This is a genomic window from Sphingomonas sp. PAMC 26621 (assembly GCF_000251145.1).
GTDB lineage: Bacteria > Pseudomonadota > Alphaproteobacteria > Sphingomonadales > Sphingomonadaceae > Sphingomonas.
In genome coordinates, this window is sequence record NZ_AIDW01000044.1 from 25,667 (window position 1) to 44,424 (window position 18,758).

Below are 18,758 nucleotides of genomic sequence, written 5' to 3' on the forward strand. Positions count from 1 at the left end.
TCTGCCACTCGATGGACGCGGAAACCGACCGCCGTGACGAGGGGCCTACAATGATTGCTACAGCAGGACAGACCACGCCAAAGTGTGGACGGTTGCGATGATGCATGTCGGCGTCGATTTCGGCGGAACAAAGATCGAGGCAGCGGTTCTCGATGAGAAGGGCGGCTTTCTAAGCCGGGTGCGGACGCCCAACCCTGGGGATTATGACCGTGCTATTCGCGATGTTTGCGCTGTCATAGCTCGTGCCGAGGTGGCGGCGGGGGGAAATGGAGAACGCCTACTCGGCACGGTTGGGATTGGGGTGCCTGGCTCGATCAGTCCACGTTCAGGGCTGATGCAAAATGCGAATTCGACTTACCTAAACGGTCGGCCATTTAGAGTGGATTTGCAAATCGCACTCGGGCGCGATGTCCGAATGGCGAACGACGCAAACTGTCTCGCGCTCTCAGAGACTGTAGATGGAGCCGCCATAGGCGCTAAATCTGCAGTGGGCGTCATCCTTGGTACCGGTGTCGGGGGCGGGGTCGTTATAGATGGGCGGATTGTAGAAGGCGCGAACGGCATTGGTGGCGAATTCGGTCACGTCCCACTCCCGTGGCTCTCCGCAGATGAGCACCCAGGGCCGCTTTGCTGGTGTGGTAAACACGGCTGTCTGGAGGGGTGGATTTCCGGTACTGGATTTGCCCGCGCGCACGAAGCGAACAGTGGTCAAAAAATTGAAGCCGCGGCTATTGTCGCTGCTTCGCGATCCGGGGATCCGGCTGCAAACGAGTCCCTTGAGCGCTACGTTGATCAGCTGGGGCGGACGCTTGCGCTGATCGTAAACATTATTGATCCGGATGTTTTCGTTCTTGGCGGCGGCATGTCCAACGTGGACGAGTTGTACCGGCGATTACCCACTGTCGTACGCCAATACGTTTTCGGAGGTGCCTGGGAAGGGAGTATCGTGCCAGCGCGCTGGGGCGACTCATCTGGCGTTCGTGGCGCAGCGCGACTTTAGGTAAGCGTTAGGTGCGTTTAACCTACTGATTTAACGGGCATTCCTGCCGCTCGATCCATCAGCATCATTCAAGAAACCGCTGCAGCATTAAAAAACGGAAATTCTTGTATTTAATAGTTGACGATTAGGCTGCTTCGGCGGCATCACTGTTAACAAGCCGACAGCGAAGCGGCTAAGGGAGGATGTGAATCGTGCAATACGAATTTGCCCGTCGGGTAAGTTGCGATCGCGTGGCAGCCGAGATGTCCAGGGCAGTCGATCTTGGCGCTTTGATTGCGGCACTTTCGGTTCACCTTCCTAGCAATCAAATAATGAAAACCGTTCGATCGTCACGGCATCAGAATCGGCTGTTGTCTAGACGAGTTGCGCGAAAGGGAGGGATGTGATGAACCAGATTAGTGAAAACCCTAACCGGACTTACCGTCTACAGTTGTTGGCAACTGCCGCATCGTTGATAACACTTTCTATCGCGCAGCCCGCTCTGGCGCAGGCTGGTACAGGCACTGATAAAGCGTCGAGCGCTGCGCAGACGTCCGGGCCGGCACAGGGCGGAGTTGAGACGCAGCCCGTTCCCGGCACGAGTCCTGCTGCAGGTGCGGCAGCATCCGGCGCGGCTCAAGCCGATGGCAGTGAGGCTACCGCGACGTCGGCGAGCGACGGCGGCGATATTCTTGTTATTGGTGTTCGCGGAGCCCAAAAGGCTGCCGTCGACCTCAAGCGTTCGGCAGCTCAGATCGTCGATTCCATCGTGGCCGAGGACATCGGCAAATTGCCTGACACCACGATCGCCGACTCGCTACAGCGCGTCACTGGCGTCCAGATCGACCGCACTGCGGGTGAAGGCGGCGGCGTGAATATTCGAGGGCTAGGACAGGTACTGGTCACCCTCAACGGGGAATCGTTTCTCGGCGGCCAGAGCATCGACAATGCACAGCCCAACTTTACCGACATACCGCCAACGCTCTTCTCAGGCGTCGACGTGTTTAAGTCACCAACCGCGCGTCAGCTAGAAGGTGGCATCAGCGGTATTATCGATCTGAAAACTCGGCGTCCGTTTGATCTTAAGCACGGCATTACACTGTCCGGCTCAGCCGAGGGCGAATACGGCGACCGCGTCAAAAAGTTCAACCCGACGTACTCTGCGCTTGCGGGCTACCATACGGACCGCTTTGGCCTGCTTGTTGCGGGGTCCTACTCGAAGGCAAGCCTTGCTAACATTCGTATTGACACTGGCAACAGCTGGCTTGTCTCAACCGACGCTTTGTCGGGCCGCGACTTGCGCGGCAACGGCGGCATTGGTTCGACCAACATCCCGGCTAACGGTGACTATGTCTATCAACCCGCTGTCGTTAGCGCATCTAACCAGACGACAGAACGGGAGCGGTACGGCGCTAACGCCTCTGCACAGTACAAAATTACAGATCAACTTACGCTGACAGCAGATGGCGCCTATACTCAGCTCGACGACCGCACGCGCGCCGTCAACCTTCAACTTAACAGCGGCTATGCGCCGCGACCGCTTCTCGCGGGATCTCAAGTCGACTCCAACGGGGTTGTCACCGTCGCGAACTTCGCGCTGCCGGGGTTTGCAGAGAACAGCCTTGCCACAAATTCAAAGTCCCGCACGTTCAATACCAATCTCGAACTGAATTATAATAACGGCAGCAACTTCAAGGGAACGTTGCGTTGGGTTCACGCCGATGCCAAGCGGGACTCAGTTTCGTCACAGGCCGACTCCAAGCCGGAAACCGGCAACTTGCTGCCGCGAGGCGTAGCTCCTGAATGCCAGGGCAACTTGAATCCAAATCTGCTGACGGGCTCCTGCTATCAGCTACAAAACCCAACCGGCTTCCAAGCAGTCAATGTCGGTATCGATTACACGACCAAGTACCCAACGCTCGCGTTCGGGACCGACGTGACGAACCCGGCCAACTGGGAGCTATACTCGACGTGGGGCTATGGCGACCACCGGCGGGCTAAGAACGATGCGTTCCGCGCTGATGGCACCTTCACCTTTCCGGGCAATGGATTCTTTACAACGCTCGACGCCGGCATACGCTACAACGTGCGCGATGTGACCGTGTCGGAGTTCAAATATTTAGCACCAGTCACCGTGCCCGGGGTTGGAACGCTCGCTAAGCCAGGCGATCTCTACTTCTTCAAGGACGCCGGCATCACCCAGACCGGGACTCCGGCGGTTGAAGGGCGCTCTGTGCTGCCGATCTATACCTTCGGCGCGCTTGGTAACCGTATTAAACAGTACAATAACTTCATCTTCGGAGGCGTGCCTTCGGCGGGCATTCCCGGGATCGACCCCAATGCGATGAGCGATCCGCTTGCCTTCCAGAACAGCTTGTTCCCGGGCAACGCCGAGTATCAGGACCCGACCCGTAGCTTCCGCGTTAAGGAGAAGAACGCCAGCGCCTACGCGCAGCTGAACTTTGCATCCGAGCAAGGAATCGCTGGGATCGGCATCTCTGGTAACATTGGACTGCGGTTTATCACGACTACTCGAACGGTTTTTGCCAATACGACCGATCCGAACCGATTCATTGGAACCGGCGGCAATTACAACGGCGTGTTTATCAATCTTGGCACGACGGCAAACAAAAAGCAGATTGACCGGTATCTGCCAGCGGCAAACCTCACCTTCGATCTTAACCGCAGGATGAAACTGCGTCTGGCTGCCGCCAAGGTGGTTGGGGAGTTAAACCTGTTCGACCTGGGTGCCGGTCAAGTGCTGTATTATGGCGCCAACAATGGTAGGTATCCGTTGCCTGTGCCGCAGAACCTTCAGGTCTTCCTGTCAGGCGCGTCGGGCAACCCAGGCCTCGAACCCTATCAATCCACCAACTACAACGCGTCCTACGAATTTTATTTTGGCCGAGGCGGTCTGTTTAGCGCCGCTGCGTTCCTCTTCGACGTTAAGTCCTTTCCGCAAAGCATAGGACTTATTCAGCCGATTGCCGACCAGGACGGTGTCGTCCGTGCTGGCGGCGTTGTCCAGACCACCAGCAATGGCAAGGGCGGCAAAATCAAGGGCGTCGAGGTTGGCTACCAGCAGCAGTTCGACTTCCTGCCGGGCTTTTTGAGCGGTTTTGGTGCCAACGCAAACTTCACATACTCAGACAGCCAGAGCTCAAACGTAGACCTTTTCAACCATCAGCTCCCGGTACCGGACAATTCAAAGTTTCAATATAACGTTATCGGCTTCTATCAGAAAGGACCGATCCAGGCACGTGTTGCCTACAACTGGCGCAGCACACGCTTTGCCGGCATCCAATATGTTAACGGCATTGACCTAACCAATGCGCCGAACGCAAACGCGCTGGCAATCTATTCGAAGCCGGTTGGATATCTCGATGCGTCGGCCAGCTACGACATTTTGCCGAATGCGACGATCTTTATCCAGGGCACCAATCTGACCCGGTCTAATGATGAGGAATATCTGCAGTTTAAGAATCAGTTCTATCAGCAGAACGTTTTTGAACGGCGGCTGACGGTCGGCGTCCGTATCCGAAACTAACCAAACGACCTTTGCCCTTACCCTCCCGGGGCAATGCTGGGCTCATCCGGAAACATGCCGGATGAGCCTTTTTTTGGTTCAGCCAATCCGGCGTAGCGCCGTAGCATATTCACGAATGACGGACTGCGTGGAGCGGTCAGTATCAAATACGCCGTAATAGCCTTGCGGTTCGTGGCTTGGATCGCCGAGCCAGTTTGTGTCGCCGGCACGGAAAATATAATCGGAATGCTGTGCGCGGCCTTCGCCGTTCCACGCCCAGAAACTGACTGCTGTCAACGGTCCGCCTCGCTTTGCATCTTTCGTGACCGCGTCCATCACGAACCGGTAAAAGGCGTCGCGTTCAGTAGTGGTCGCGGTAGGGTCGTAGCTGCCGCCGTCGCGCGGATATCTGAACTCTTCCAGCACCAGCGGACGGCCAAGCTTGGTGGCCAGCGCGATGTGTTGGTCGATATAGGAACGGGTCATAGCCCGGCCCGTGGCGCGCGAGCCAGTCAAATCTGTAACGTTAATCCAGCCGAAGTTTTTCGGCCAAATATGGATTGACATATAATCGATCTCCGGAGGGGTAGCGAGCGTCAGGCACGCCTCGCTTCTTAGGCAACCGATTACGCCCTCAGCCCCCGTCGAGACGAGGTGGTGGGGATCGATCGACTTAATCAGGCGCGCGGTCGATTTGATCCATGCAGCGTAGGCCGGCAGATATCCTTTCGCCGCAGTTTCGCCCGGCCGCGGCTCGTTCGCTAACTGCCATGCCATGATCCCTGGGTCCTCGGCGTAGCGTTTGCCGGTGATGCTATTGGTGCGGCCTACTATTGCACGGACGTAGTCGTCCGCCATCGCTACTGCGGGGATGTTCGCGTAGAATTGCGCGGTGAAGTCGGCGTAAGCGGGCCATGGCGCGGCGGGATCGTTCTCGTCAACATAATGGCCGCCGTTCGCCCAATAGAGATAGGCTTGCATGCCGCCTGACCACTCCCAGAAGTTGTTTATGCACATTACCGCGCGCATGTCGCGCCGCCGCAACTCGACAAGCAGATAGTCAAGTCCGCCAAGCAGTTGCTCGTTAAAGCGAGTGCTGCGATCACGAAACGTCGGCGTGACCGAGCCTTTCAAAGGCGAGGCTTCGGATCCGCACATGACTCGGACATTATCAATCCCGAGTGCCCGCAGCCGATCAAGTTCCCGCCGCAACCGGTTTCGATCGCCGTAGTCGGTATCAGCGCCAAGGTAGGCACCATACCACATGTTCGTTCCCATGTAACGGTAAGGAGCGCCGTCCAGTTCGAAGCGCTTGCCGGTTACGCTTACCAGCCCCGCCGGGCCCAAGGGGCGAATTACTGCTGGAAGTGTCGTTAAGGCGAGCGCGGCACCAACAGACCTGATCGCGGTGCGGCGCGTCGGCTTCGGACCGACGCCAACTTTGAGTTGCTCGTGCAAAGTGTCCGTCATGCTATGCCCTCGTGCCTACCGTCGAAGGCGACACTGTTCGTCTCGGGAACGAGGCGTAGGGCCAAGTTGCATTGCGGGGCCGTCGCCGCGGCGACGATCGCGAACGGCGCCCCCGCCGACCATGCTACCCGCGTCGGCAAGACTCCTACTATGACCGCATTAAACGGCCAGTTTGTGCCTGTGCCAAACGCAATGTCGGGCGGAAGCATGTCCGGTTCAACCCAGGCCGCGATCGTCCAGGCGCGAGCAACAAACTGAGCTTCGTCCGCAGGCGCTAGAGGTTGATCAATCGACGCTCTTCCCAGAGGCAGGTCGGCGTCGACCGGGCCATATAGCTGCGCACCGGTCGGTGCGATGCATAGCAGCACCCCCCATGCTGTCGCCGTCGAAGCCATCACCTTATATCTGGTCATTTCGCTCTCCCTGTAACCGGGTCTGCTCGCCCGAGTTTATCCTATCGAGCAGAACGAAAAGAAACCAAATTGAGTTATGAATTCTTGACGGAGGCCTTCAAGCTAGGTCTGTTAGGATATCGCGGCAATCCGGATCGCGAGGGGAGAGGCTTATGACGATGTTCGCGACGACACGTCGTGCACTGCTTCACAGCGCGGCGTTGACCAGCGCCGGACTAGCGATGGGGCGGGCGCTGGCGGGAGTAAGGGATTCGGTACCGCGGATAGAACGGCAGGCAAACGGGGTGGTAATTTACCGCGATGGCAACATTACCGACCTTCGACTACCGCTCGCGGGCATCGCTAGCGTCGTAAAATGCTCGGCGGCCAACTTAGCCCTGGGTGGCGGTTTCTTCGCGCACGATGGGGCAAGCTCCCCGACGGTTCGTTTCGTAGAAGACGCCCATGTTCTCCGCCTGATGGGCGAAGGCATTATCGTAGAGATAGATAAGGCAAACGGTCGTCTTCGCTTTTTCGACGGCGCTGGAACGATCCGTATCGCCGAAAGCGTAGAACCTGCCCCGATTCCAGGCGTAGACGCCGCACGTCGTCAGGGCTTCACCATTGGCGCGACCGAGCGGTTACACGGCCTCGGGCAGTTCCGCGCGCCGGTCGCCGAATATCGCGACGAAGACGTGTTTCTCGCCCATGCCAATAGCGATGCGATCAATCCGTTTCTTACATCGACCGGCGGTTGGGGCCTGTTATGGGACACCGGGACGGCGGCGCATTTCCGTTCGCGCGCAACGGCGATCGGCTACCATTCAGTCGCAGGCGACCTTATTCGGTATCATGTCTGCCTCGGTGCCGACATGGACGCAGTCATTGGTCGCTATCGCGCGCTAACGGGAGCAGCCGCGCTCTTGCCGAAGTGGGCGTACGGCTACTGGCAGAGCAAGGAGCGCTACCAAACCCAGGCCGAACTGACCGGCGTCGTCGACGAATACCGACGCCGCGGCCTTCCTCTCGATGCAATCGTGCTAGACTGGCATTATTGGGGCGAGAACGATCATTTTAGCGGAATGACCTTCGATACGAAAACCTTTCCCGACCCGAGCGCCATGGTTCGACATGTCCATGCCAGTGACGCACATGTGCTTATCTCGGTCTGGCCAGCTTTCGGTTCGGCGACCGCTATCTACCAAGAGATGGCGTTGGCAAAGCATCTCTTCCCGTTAAAGCATTGGAGCGGAGGTCGCGTTTTTGACGCGAGTTCTGCGCCTGCACGTGATCTGTATTGGCAACACGTCAAACGCGGGCTCGTCGACCATGGCTTCGACGGCCTGTGGACCGATGGCAACGAGCCCGAATTCCAGTCGACTGGGGAACGCTACGGCACTGCTGCCGCATTTGCCGCCAACGGACTGAGCGCCGCCGGGCCTATTGCCGAGAACCTGCTCACGTTCTCTTGGTACCAGTCCAAGGGCTTGAGCGAAGGGCTCGAGCGCGACGTGCCGTCTAAGCGTCCGGTAATCCTGAGCCGCTCGGCCTACGCAGGGCAGCAAGCGTTCGGCGCAATTACCTGGTCGGGCGACATCTTCGCCAGCTGGGGCACTTTGTCAGCACAGATCCTCGCTGCTCAGCAGTTCGCGATGGCGGGGATACCGTGGTGGACGTGCGATATTGGCGGCTTTTTGGTCAATCATCGCTACCCGCGAGGGTTGGCAGATCCGGCCTATACTGAGTTGTATGTGCGCTGGTTCCAGTTCGGCGCCTTCCTTCCTGTATTCCGCGCGCACGGCACACACGTTCCGCGAGAGTTATGGCAATTCGGCAAGCCAGGAACGCCCGTATACGACGCGTTGGAGAAGGCTTTGCGACTGCGCTATTCGCTATTGCCATACCATTATTCGCTGGCGGCGGAGGCGGCGCTAGCTGGCGGTACGCCCCTGCGCGCGCTCGCGATGGATTTTTCCGACGACGTGGCGGCGCGCGATCACCCCGCGCAGTTCATGGTCGGCCGCGATCTGTTGGTGCGCGTCGTCGATCGGCCGCTTGAGCATTCCCCCGAAAACATTCAGGAGTTTCTGCCAAGCCGCGCGGTAAAGGGGCTGAACGCGCCTGCGGCAGAGATCGCCTTTTACGAAGGATCGAACTTCGAGCGTCGCGTGTCGTCGCGCCAGACAGACGAATTGAAAATGAGCTGGTCGGGCGACCTACCCACCGCGCTTGCAGGCAAGCCCTACTCGATCCGTTGGACCGGGCGGTTACGTGCGGAGGAGAGCGGCACACATAGGCTCGTTGTGCAGGGCAAGGGCGCTATCCGGCTGTCTCTCGCTGGCCGAACAGTGATCGATGGCATTGCGGAGCCCGCGGTCGCTGATGGTGCGAACGGTGCGGTATCTTTTCGCGAACATGATGGCGACGCACGCTACGAAGTTCCGCTTTCCCTGGAAGCCGGTCAATCTTACGTCTTTAGGCTGGAGCAGCGGCAGCGAACCGCCGACGTCGTGAGCTTGTGGTTTGAATGGATTACGCCTTCTCAAGTGGCGAAGATGGCGATCCCACAATCGAAGGTCATCACGGTCTATCTCCCCGCCGGACAGGACTGGTATGACCTTACGTCTGAAGAACGGCATGTTGGCGGCCGCTCCATCACGGTTCCAGCGCCGCTCGACTATGTACCGGTGTTTGCGCGAGCCGGAGCAATCCTGCCGATGACGCCCGGCATCGACCGTGCGTCGGTCCGCCCCAACGTAATCGAACTACGCGTTTTTGCCGGTCGTGACGGCCGCTTCACGTTGTACGAAGATGGCGGTGACGGGGATGGTTACAAACACGGTGCCGCTGCTCGTATTCCGATACGATGGCATGACGCGAAGCGCAGATTGGTTGTTGGCCCGCGGACAGGGACTTATCCTAACATGGTCTCCAAAATATATTTTCAAGCGCATTTAGCTGACGGGCACGGAGCGCAAATAGTGCGTAAGATCCTTTTTGATGGGTCCGAGCAAAGCATCGAGTGGTGATGCACGTTAGCAAAGCGGAGTGCGACCTATGGAATCATCTCCGCGCCGAGACCTTTAGAGCGAGTTAGCATTAGATACGGGTTCTCCACTTAGCAAAATATCTGAACGACGGTTTCAACCAGCATTCGATCGCTGGCCCTTTGTAGCTATTTTGCGGTTAGCCGAATCCAACGCCAAGATAGTCAACGAGAAAAAGGGCGTACTGCTGTGGGCCTCGTACAACCGCAAAGGCGAACAGATCAGTAAATTCCTTTCCGGACTGAACGACTATTTGGACTCGTACGTGCAGGTCGGAACAGCGCGGGCATCTCGGGAACGATAAGACCGCGCGGTATTATTTGAACCAATATACCAGGCGTCGCTTCTATGCCGGCGTGCAGTGGACTTTCTAAGACGGCGTCCCCCTCCCCGAGTACGTCGCGCATCACCGTTTTCTTAGGCGGTGCCGCGCCCTTTTCCGATCCGAGAGCAAGGATGATGTGTCGATGAGCAAGCTTGGACTGGCCGCGCTGGCCGCAGTGGTGACTATTGCGCCGGTCGCGGCGCGCAATCCGATCGTCCCAGGCTGGTATGCCGACCCTGAGATCCGGGTGTTCGGCGACAAGTACTGGATCTACCCGACTTATTCCGACGACGCGGGAAAGCCGGACGTTTCGCCGCTTTTCACTCCCGACCAGGCCAAGCTGCGACGGCAGCATACGGTGCGGCCGTCTTATCTCCAGCAGACCTTTTTCAACGCCTTTTCCTCGCCCGATCTGGTCCATTGGACCCGGCACAACCATGTGCTCGACGTCGCCAACGTAGCCTGGGCCGGCTATGCGGTGTGGGCGCCCTCGGCGATCGAGCACAAGGGCCGCTATTATCTGTTCTTCGGCGCGAACGACATTCAGAGCGACGCCGAACACGGCGGGATCGGCGTTGCCGTGGCGGACCGTCCGGGCGGCCCGTTCAAGGATGCGATCGGCAAGCCGCTGATCGGGGCGTTCCACAATCAGGCGCAGCCGATCGACCCGTTCGTCTATCGTGACGACGACGGTCAGGTGTATCTCTATTACGGCGGGTGGCGGCATTGCAACGTCGTCCGCCTGAGCGACGACCTGCGCAGCGTGCGGCCGTTCGCGAACGGCACGACGTACAAGGAAATCACCCCGCCGGGTTATGTCGAGGGATCGTTCGTCATCAAACGCCGCGGGGTCTATTATCTGATGTGGTCTGAAGGGGAATGGACCGGGTCGGACTATAGCGTCGCCTATGCGATGGGGCCGAGCCCGACCGGACCGTTCAGGCCGATGGGCAAGATTCTCGCCGAGGACGCACGGATCGCGCGTGGGGCGGGCCATCATTCGGTCGTCAACGTGCCGGGCACCGACGAATGGTACATCGTCTATCACCGCCGTCCGCTCGGCGACGCCAAAGGCGAACATCGCCAGATCGCGATCGATCGGATGACCTTTGCTACCGACGGCACGATCGAGCCGGTCGTGCTGACCAATACAGGCGCGCCACCGCGTCCGATCGGCCGGCGGCAATGACCGGCCCGTCCGCATCGGCCACCTTGGCCGTTCAGCCCTATACGCATTCTCCGGAAGACCTGACGTGAAGATCCGTTTCGCCGCATCCGCCGGCCGCAGCCTCGCGTTGCTCGCCGTCACCAGTCTCGGCCTGCCCGCGCCGCTGCTTGTCGCACCCGCGATGGCGCAGCAGCGCGGGGAGGCCGCGGAATCGCTGGCCGATCTGGTCAATCCGCTGATGGGGACCGATTCCACCTACGAACTGTCCTATGGCAATACCTATCCGGCGGTCGCGGTGCCGTGGGGGATGAACTTCTGGACCCCGGTGACCGGCAAGCCCGGCAGCGGCTGGGCTTATATGTACCATGATCTCAAGATCAACGGGCTCAAGCAGACGCACCAGCCGAGCCCGTGGATGAACGATTACGCGGCTTTCTCGCTGTTCGCGGAAACCGGCCCGCTCAAGATCAAGGAAGACGAGCGCGCGAGCTGGTACAGCCACAAGGCGGAGACGAGCCACCCCTATAACTACAAGGTCTATCTCGCCGATTATAACGTCACCGCCGAGGTGACGCCGACCAACCGCGCCGCGCAATTCCGCTTCACCTTCCCCAAGAGCGACGACGCGCACATCCTGCTCGACGGGCTGGCGGGCGGGTCGATGGTCAAGATCGACGCGGCCAACCGGCGGATCACCGGCTATGTCCGCAACAATCACGGCGGCGTGCCCGACAATTTCCACAATTACTTTGTCGCGCAGTTCGACCACGACTTCAGCGTCAGCCGCACCTGGGACGATAATTGGCAGATCGGCGCGGACACCACGCGCGAGGGTGGTCATGTCGGTGCGGTCGTCAGCTTCAGGACCCGCGACGGGGAGCAGGTCGGCGTCAAGGTTGCCTCGTCCTTCATCAGCGCGGAGCAGGCGCAGCGCAATCTCGACAGCGAGATCGGCAGCGACAGCTTTGCGACGACCGAGGCCAAGGCAAAAGCCGCGTGGGAGAAGGAACTCGGGATCATTCGCGTGAGCGACCCTAGTCTCGACAATAAGCGCACCTTCTATTCGGCGATGTACCGGATGCTGCTGTTCCCGCGGCAGTTCCACGAGATCGATGCACGCGGGACGATGGTCCATTACAGCCCGTATGACGGCAAGGTCCATGACGGGCCGATGTATACCGACAACGGATTCTGGGACACATGGCGGGCGGTCTTCCCCTATTTCGCGCTCGTCCGCCCGGAGCTCGACGGCCAGATCATGCAGGGGCTGGCGAACGCCTATAAGGAAGGCGGCTGGCTTCCCGAATGGATGAGCCCGGGCCAGCGCAACGTGATGATCGGGTCCAACTCCGCCAACATCATCGCCGATGCTTATCTCGAAGGCGTGCGCGGGTTCGACATCGAGACGCTGTACGAGGCGATGGTCAAGAACGCGACCACCTCGGAAGGGCGACCGAAGGACAAGAAGGGCAATGTCGTCACCGCAGTCGGCCGCGAGGGCGTCGAATGGTACAACAAGCTTGGCTATGTGCCCTATGACGTAGGCATCAACGAGAGCGCGGCGCGCACACTCGAATATGCGACCGCCGACTTCTCGCTCTCGCGCCTCGCCGCCGCGCTCGGCAAGACCGAGGATGCCAGAAAATACGCCGCGCAGGCGCAGAATTATCGCAAGCTCTACGACGCGCAATCCGGCTGGATGCGCGGTCGCAACAAGGACGGCAGCTGGATGCAGCCGTTCAACCCCTACGCCTGGGGCGATGCCTTCACCGAAGGGAATGCGCTGCACTACAGCTTCTCTGCGATGCAGGACGTGCAAGGGTTGATCGACCTGCAGGGCGGCGATCGCGCGTTCACCGACAAGCTCGATTCGATCTTCACGCTGCCGCCGGTGTTCGACGACAGCTATTACGGATCGGTCATCCATGAGACACGCGAGATGCAGATCGCCAACATGGGCCAATATGCGCACGGCAATCAGCCGATTCAGCACATGACCTATCTGTATGACTGGGCCGGTCAGCCGTGGAAGACGCAAGGCCATGTCCGCGACGTGATGTCGAAGCTCTATTCGGCGACGCCCGACGGCTATCCCGGCGACGAGGACAATGGCCAGACTTCGGCCTGGTATGTCTTCTCCGCGATGGGGTTTTATCCGGTAACGCCGACGGTCGGCCAATATGCGATCGGCAGCCCGCTGTTGCGCTCGGTCCGCATGACCATGCCGGGCGGCAAGGTGCTGACGATCGAGGCGCTCAACAACGGGCCGAAGAAAGTCTACATTCAGTCGGTGACGTTGAACGGCAAGCCATACGAAAAGCCGTGGCTGTCGCGCGAGGCGCTGCAAGAAGGCGGGACGTTGCGATTTGTCATGGGGCCGACCCCCAACACCCGCTGGGGCAGCGCCAAGAGGGATGCGCCTTTCTCGATGAGTGCGCCGACTGCCGGGTGACCTGCTGATTAATTGGGAGACGAATATGAATCGTCGGGGCATCATCGCTCACGGTCGCAGCAGCGGTCCCAGGTTACGCGAAGACTCCGCAGATGGAGTGATATTTTGTAAGTTAGCTTGCCCCCGTCTTGCCTGCATATTTATGTGCCGATTTGTTGTGCGGTACTGGCTTGTGATTCTTGAACGCATTGCTCGACGATCTGTGCCCCTCGCTTACCTTTGTTCGCAACCCAATCGTCGCTTTGGCACAGTCAACGGCTCAGGTCGTTCCTTTGGGTAGCTTCGCCCCCTCGATTTTTCCTAAGTTCTGAAATGAGTCTGAAATCTGACCCATTTCATCGGCTTCGCGATCAACCCGCGATTCAAGAAGCGGGTTATCGCGACGCTGCTCTTCAAGTAGCGCAATAATTTTGGTATTTTTACGTTCGCTAAGCATCGCGATTTCAAGGGTCAATTGGGCGCGCTTTTCGGCCAAGGCTTCAGCATGTCGCTGAGTGGTCAAGATCAAAAGCGCGACCACGAGAGCGCCAATGGTTGCAAAAAACTCGAGGTTCGGAAACGGAAATTGCTCGAATGAGATAAGGCCGGCACGGCGTGCACTGTAATTCCCGATGATCCAGGCGATGACCAGCATGATGATGAAGGTGACGGAGCTCGGCTTGCCAAGCGCTGCAGTGACACGATTGGCGATACGTTGCATATTCGACGCCTGACGGTCATGCTCGACCTGCAACTCTATGAGTCGTTGGACTGTTTCCTCGACATGACCGCTTACGGGACTGTTGTGGATCTCACCTACCAGCTGGTCGGGGTACAGGGACATGACTTAGTTTTCAAAGATCGCTGGGGTGCCAAGCTTGACCGTCAGCAACAACTTTACTGCATTCCAATTTGTCATCCATCCAACGGCAGGGATGGCAAGAGCGCCGTCGCGCTTCGACCGCGCGATCTATCATGATGGTCAGGGGCATGCCCGATGGAAATTTGATTACCTTGCTTGATACAGGCGCGTAGTCGTCGCGCGGGCCATGGAAGTGGGTGCGGGAAGGGGGACTGGCCGGGCTTTGCGACCCATGCCGTCCATATCGTTAGAAAAAGTACGGTCACGCTTGGAAGGAGGAGTCCCGGCTTAACACGGTTCACGGCGTCCTCCTGCCGTGCTGAGCCTCAGAAAAGCAAGGCCGGCGGGTGCCGGCCTCGTTTTGATCAATTGGTCCCGCCTACAGGAACATCGCTTTCGCCGCTTGGAAAATGCTTCTGTGCGCTTTGCTTTCCGGCATCGACCGTCTCGGACGCGACCTGCTTAACAGAGTCGACCAGCGACCCGCTCTTTAGATCAGCAACCACGTCGCCGATCGGCTTATCCGTCGTCAGTCCATGCGCCTGAGCACTGTCTTTGACCGCGCCGAGCGCCTCGTTAGCTACAGGCCACCACGATCCACCACGTCCTGCGCGAGATGCGTCCTGCGGAGCGCAACCGATCAGCCGTCCCCCAGCGCATGCTGTTCCTCGTCGCTGGTTGGGATCAACGAGCCGGCACGATGCCGAGATGGCGCGACGCGCCAGGCGAAGGGATTCGGTACCGAGGCAGCGCCTCACGCGTCGATTGTGCCATATTGCCTACTCCTTGTGAACCGCTCACCGCCGCGCTGCGCGCGGTCACCAAGATTCCGGCGGCGTCGCTCATGTGCCGTCAGATCATGCGTGGTCTCGCGAACGCTTTGCGTTGCGGAGCCATCGCCCTTGATCTTCTCCATAGCTTTGCGCCGTGTCGGAAGTTCGCGTGCCACTCCAAGCACCTTGCCTCGCGCCTCATCCAGACGCGAAGCATGCCATCGGATGTTCGTGTTTCCACGTACCACCTCCGCCTCAGCGTCCGAAGACGGACAATATAGTCTGGTTCGGGTGCGGGTCGCGCCGGTCGCGCGAGCAAGCGGCTTGCTGCTCGATGCCATCAGCCAGCATACCGACCCGGCCAGCGCAGCGGGCAAAGGATTGGTCTTGAGCTTCGCGACTAACCCGTGGTAAAGTCGGCGCCATCGCCGCCTTGGAAATAGGCGAAGGCATCGTTCAGCATCTGCTTGGGGGTCAGGTGTTCCTGAAGCTCGTCGAGCCTATGGTCCATGCGCGCACGCGTCCTCGCCAGGTCTTGCTCGATTGCCGCAGTTTCGGTCATTTCAACCATTACAAATGCTCCTTCATGATCCGCGCATCTTTGCTGAGGTTAGCAGCAGTGCGGTCTGGCGTGATGTTCTTGATGGATAGCTTGGCAAGACCGCCACGGACGATCAGCCCGCCGATGAGCACATAAGGCGCCAACGATCAGCAACGACGCCCAGGTCGGGATCCACCTGGCGAGGATCGCGGCACCGCCTTCGAGCAGCACAACCAGCCCTGCAAACGCGACCAGCGCGCCGCCAACCAGCGAAATGGCACCAGCAATTAGCCCTTGGAGCTTTTCGTCGAACTCGGCGCGGGCCAACTTCAACTCGCCCTTAACGAGGTCCTGTACGTCGCCGGCAAGCCCCCTGCGATCTCCCCCAGACTATGCGTCGTATGCGGTTCAACCCTGTCCATGACCAACCTCCGGGAGCGTCGGCAGATCGTTGCGCGAGATATCGGCAGCGACGATCTTGCCGAAGCGCGCAAGCGCGAACCCGGCTGCGAACGACGCACCATGAAACGCCGGCTGCTGCCGGGCAAAGTCCGCACCTGTCCGAACAGGCGGTACATCATTTGCGAAGCGATTTGCAGCGTCGAAGCTCGGCGCTCCGCGCTCGAAGCGCTCGCGATCCAGTCCTGCGCCATTGAATGCTGACCTGATTTGTGGACGCATCGGCGAGCCCGTCGATCTGGTCGGCAAGACCGCCTTTTGGCTTCGACTGCCTGTAGCTTTATCCTTCACCTGTCCCTAACGACGACGCTTTGTCGGCCGCCTGTCCGGCCACTGCTTTCGCCTGGTCGGCGACCGCCGCAGTAGTTGGAGACCCGCCGGACATTGAGCTCTGCGGGGTAAGAGTGGGGGAGCCCGCCGGACGATCGATAGGATCTTGCATCATCATCTCCTGAAATAGCTGGTCAGCCTCGTCGGCTGTTAATTGCCGCGGACTTCGTCCGCTTGGTTGTCGAGAGCTTTACCGGTTGTTTTGGCTTGCGCACGGACCTCGGCGGCCTGACGCTCCAGCGCATCCGCCTGGCTGTCGCCGGACGCCCGCACGGTCTTGGCCTGATCCTTTAGGGCGTCAGCGCGGGCATCGATTACGCGCATTTGTGCATGGTCCGCCCGATCCGCAAGCCTGCCGAGCCGCTGCTGCGGCCCTTCTCGGAACAGTCCTGGCTTTTCGCCCGCTGCTTGATCTGCCTGTTTGCCAGACTTCTCATGGGGCCCGTCACAACCGGTAAGGACGGCGAACCCAAACACGGCTACAAGTGCCGCATAACTGTGCACGGCTCGCCTGATCATCTCGAGATGTTCGCTTCGCATCGCCTATGCTCGATATGAAAGAGCCCGCGCGGTGCCAACCGCGCAGGCTCTGATTGCGTTAAATACGCTTGTTGGTGCTACCCAGCTTATCGGCGTCGCTATCGATCTCGACGTCGGTGCGGCGCACTGTATCATCGATCTCTTCAACATGCTCTTCAGCGGTCTTCGAGACGACGACCTCCTCTACAACGCGCGCAGTCTTACCGACCACTGCCTCTTCGCCGGTCGCAGTCATGTCAATCGTGCGCTCACGGAACGCGTCGCCCTCGGCTGCCGAAAGGGGCTTATCAACAGCACGACGCTCGACATGCACCTGCTCGTTGCGCAGACGGATCTGCTCATGAACGGGCGTTTCAGTGACATAGGAGCGCACGCGCACGCCGCCACGGTCTACGTCGCGCTTGCCGACAACGAGCTGCTCTTCAACAATCGGAACAACTTCCTCACGCTCCCCGTCGAGGTCGTGAGTACGGTTCGTATCGTGCGCGGTGGTGCCACCAAGAGCACCCAAACCCGCTGCCCCTGCACCCGCTGCCGGATGATCCCAGCCGGACGAACGCCACTCGCTCGAGCGGTCGTCGATATCGACGCTATTGGCATCTTCCAGAACCTTGACGGCCTCATCAACGTGCGCGTCTTCGACGTCAGCAGTCAGCAGCACACCACCCCGGCGAACGCCTTCCTCATAAGTGTGGCGGTCCTCATCGGGAAGGAACGCGTGCTTGATCGAATCCCACATTCCGCGGTCCTGATGGGTCGAATAACCAGTCGCGTTATAGCCCGCGCTGGTCTTGTCATGGATGTGGATGTGATCGACGTCGACCCGTGCAGCCTTCAGCCGCTCCTTAGCGGCTTCGGCATCGGCGCGATTGTCGAACAGGGCAGTGATGGTGCTGGACATGATATTCTCCTGAATAAACGTTGGATAGAAAAGGGTTGCTTATCTCGCCGTTACGACGAGTTCGGTACGGCGGTTCTCGAAACGCCCCCCTGCCGTCGTATTGGTGTCGACGGGGTCGGTTGCACCGCCCGAGACGGTCTCGATCCCCCCGGCATCGATGCCCTTGGCCACAAGCGCCGCCTTAACGCTCTCAGCGCGAGCCTTGCCGAGCGCCATGTTAGTCGCATCGCTGCCGCGCGAGTCCGCATAGCCGGCGATCCGGACATGAGAGGTTGGATACTGCCTCAAAGCCATTGCGACTTGATCGACCTCTGCCGCGTCAGCCGCACGAATGTCGCTCTTGGCTGTGTCGAAGTTTAGCTTCTCAAACGTGAAAGTACGTGGCGTCGCTTCCGTGCCGCCCAGATACGCACCAAGACCAGACGTACCGACCAATGCTGCCGATTTCGGCGCATTAGGAGTCTGCGCTATCACTTTGCTCGGGGCTGGAGCCGGCACGACGGCGACTGTGTCCTCTTTGTGGCAGCGGCTTAAACCGAGGATAAGGGCGAGCAGCCCCAACGCCAGCGCCAACCACGCGAGCGCTTTTACCCAGCCTGGCTGAACGTTCCTTTCGATATGCACGTGGCTTGGCGCGCCGGGTTTATGGTCGTTCGGTCCTGGCATTAACAATCCCTCCTATTTTAGACTTCGTCGCCATCGCGCTCGATGACGGCGCGCATTTTGCGAAGCGTGGTAGGAACTCGTACCTCCTCGGTTCGCGCTATCCGGCGAACGACGACCTCCTCGACGACGAAAAGGCGCTTTTCGACGATGGCGCGCTCTTCAACGATTGGAATGATCAGCAGTTCGCCCTCATGGTAAGGCACAGGCGCGACGGACACTTCGCGTTCGACCACGCGGCGCTCAATCTCGATGTCCTCGCGCGCAAGCTCCGCGACGAGATTGTTTGTTATCTCTTCGACGACGGTGCGGACCCGGACATGGCTACTTTCGACGGTCCGCTTGGACACA

The 18,758-nt window shown here is 59.3% G+C and carries 15 protein-coding genes; 7 read left to right on the forward strand and 8 right to left on the reverse strand.

The features are described 5' to 3' along the window. The first annotated feature begins 97 nt into the window (after window positions 1-97). A complete protein-coding gene (locus RI03_RS23030; RefSeq protein WP_081504291.1) occupies window positions 98-1,000 on the forward strand; it encodes an ROK family protein in 903 nt (300 codons plus the stop codon). 385 nt (window positions 1,001-1,385) lie between these two features. Next, the gene (locus tag RI03_RS19545) at window positions 1,386-4,526 is read left to right on the forward strand and encodes a TonB-dependent receptor (protein ID WP_010219377.1); all 3,141 of its coding nucleotides are present in this window, start codon (window positions 1,386-1,388) and stop codon (window positions 4,524-4,526) included. Window positions 4,527-4,604: 78 nt separating this feature from the next. Here the strand turns inward: RI03_RS19545 and RI03_RS19550 are convergent, their stop codons facing one another. After that, window positions 4,605-5,975, reverse strand: coding sequence for a glycoside hydrolase 5 family protein (locus RI03_RS19550; RefSeq protein WP_010219378.1), 1,371 nt, complete (start codon window positions 5,973-5,975; stop codon window positions 4,605-4,607). A 565-nt stretch (window positions 5,976-6,540) separates the two neighbouring features. Between RI03_RS19550 and RI03_RS19560 the strand changes: the two genes are divergently transcribed. The 3 genes from RI03_RS19560 (at window position 6,541) to RI03_RS19570 (ending at window position 13,359) form a co-directional block, all read left to right on the forward strand. Further along, the gene (locus RI03_RS19560) at window positions 6,541-9,396 is read left to right on the forward strand and encodes a TIM-barrel domain-containing protein (protein ID WP_010219380.1); all 2,856 of its coding nucleotides are present in this window, start codon (window positions 6,541-6,543) and stop codon (window positions 9,394-9,396) included. A gap of 485 nt (window positions 9,397-9,881) precedes the next feature. After that, entirely contained in the window at window positions 9,882-10,928 is a 1,047-nt protein-coding gene (locus RI03_RS19565) for a glycoside hydrolase family 43 protein (protein WP_037515731.1), read from the forward strand. A gap of 64 nt (window positions 10,929-10,992) precedes the next feature. Beyond that, the gene (locus RI03_RS19570; protein WP_010219382.1) at window positions 10,993-13,359 is read left to right on the forward strand and encodes a GH92 family glycosyl hydrolase; all 2,367 of its coding nucleotides are present in this window, start codon (window positions 10,993-10,995) and stop codon (window positions 13,357-13,359) included. A gap of 259 nt (window positions 13,360-13,618) precedes the next feature. Here RI03_RS19570 and RI03_RS19575 read toward each other — a convergent pair whose 3' ends face one another. Beyond that, window positions 13,619-14,059: a DUF1003 domain-containing protein gene (locus tag RI03_RS19575; protein ID WP_238542466.1), complete on the reverse strand. Its 441-nt coding sequence runs from the start codon at window positions 14,057-14,059 to the stop codon at window positions 13,619-13,621. Window positions 14,060-14,077: 18 nt separating this feature from the next. Between RI03_RS19575 and RI03_RS24200 the strand changes: the two genes are divergently transcribed. Then, a complete protein-coding gene (locus RI03_RS24200) occupies window positions 14,078-14,317 on the forward strand; it encodes a hypothetical protein (RefSeq protein WP_170318423.1) in 240 nt (79 codons plus the stop codon). A 1,056-nt stretch (window positions 14,318-15,373) separates the two neighbouring features. On the opposite strand, the gene RI03_RS23040 is transcribed toward RI03_RS24200, so the two are convergent. Both RI03_RS23040 and RI03_RS25425 read right to left on the reverse strand, forming a co-directional pair. Next, entirely contained in the window at window positions 15,374-15,544 is a 171-nt protein-coding gene (locus RI03_RS23040) for a DUF3618 domain-containing protein (RefSeq protein WP_010219384.1), read from the reverse strand. A gap of 39 nt (window positions 15,545-15,583) precedes the next feature. Beyond that, entirely contained in the window at window positions 15,584-15,847 is a 264-nt protein-coding gene (locus RI03_RS25425; protein ID WP_081504289.1) for a phage holin family protein, read from the reverse strand. Here RI03_RS25425 and RI03_RS19580 point away from each other — a divergent pair. Further along, entirely contained in the window at window positions 15,809-16,177 is a 369-nt protein-coding gene (locus RI03_RS19580; protein WP_170318424.1) for a hypothetical protein, read from the forward strand. The genes RI03_RS25425 and RI03_RS19580 overlap by 39 nt on opposite strands. 276 nt (window positions 16,178-16,453) lie before the next feature. Here the strand turns inward: RI03_RS19580 and RI03_RS19585 are convergent, their stop codons facing one another. The 4 genes from RI03_RS19585 to RI03_RS19600 are packed head-to-tail and all read right to left on the reverse strand — an operon-like array spanning window position 16,454 to window position 18,757. Then, window positions 16,454-16,843: a hypothetical protein gene (locus RI03_RS19585; protein WP_010219268.1), complete on the reverse strand. Its 390-nt coding sequence runs from the start codon at window positions 16,841-16,843 to the stop codon at window positions 16,454-16,456. 58 nt (window positions 16,844-16,901) lie between these two features. Then, window positions 16,902-17,744, reverse strand: a complete 843-nt coding sequence (locus tag RI03_RS19590) for a DUF2382 domain-containing protein (RefSeq protein ID WP_010219387.1) — start codon at window positions 17,742-17,744, stop codon at window positions 16,902-16,904. Between the two features lie 39 nt (window positions 17,745-17,783). After that, complete coding sequence (locus RI03_RS19595) at window positions 17,784-18,410, reverse strand: OmpA family protein (RefSeq protein ID WP_051007313.1); 627 nt, start codon at window positions 18,408-18,410, stop codon at window positions 17,784-17,786. Window positions 18,411-18,427: 17 nt separating this feature from the next. Further along, window positions 18,428-18,757 (reverse strand): DUF2382 domain-containing protein, encoded by a 330-nt coding sequence (locus RI03_RS19600; protein ID WP_010219390.1) that lies wholly within the window; start codon window positions 18,755-18,757, stop codon window positions 18,428-18,430. Window position 18,758 lies beyond the last annotated feature (1 nt).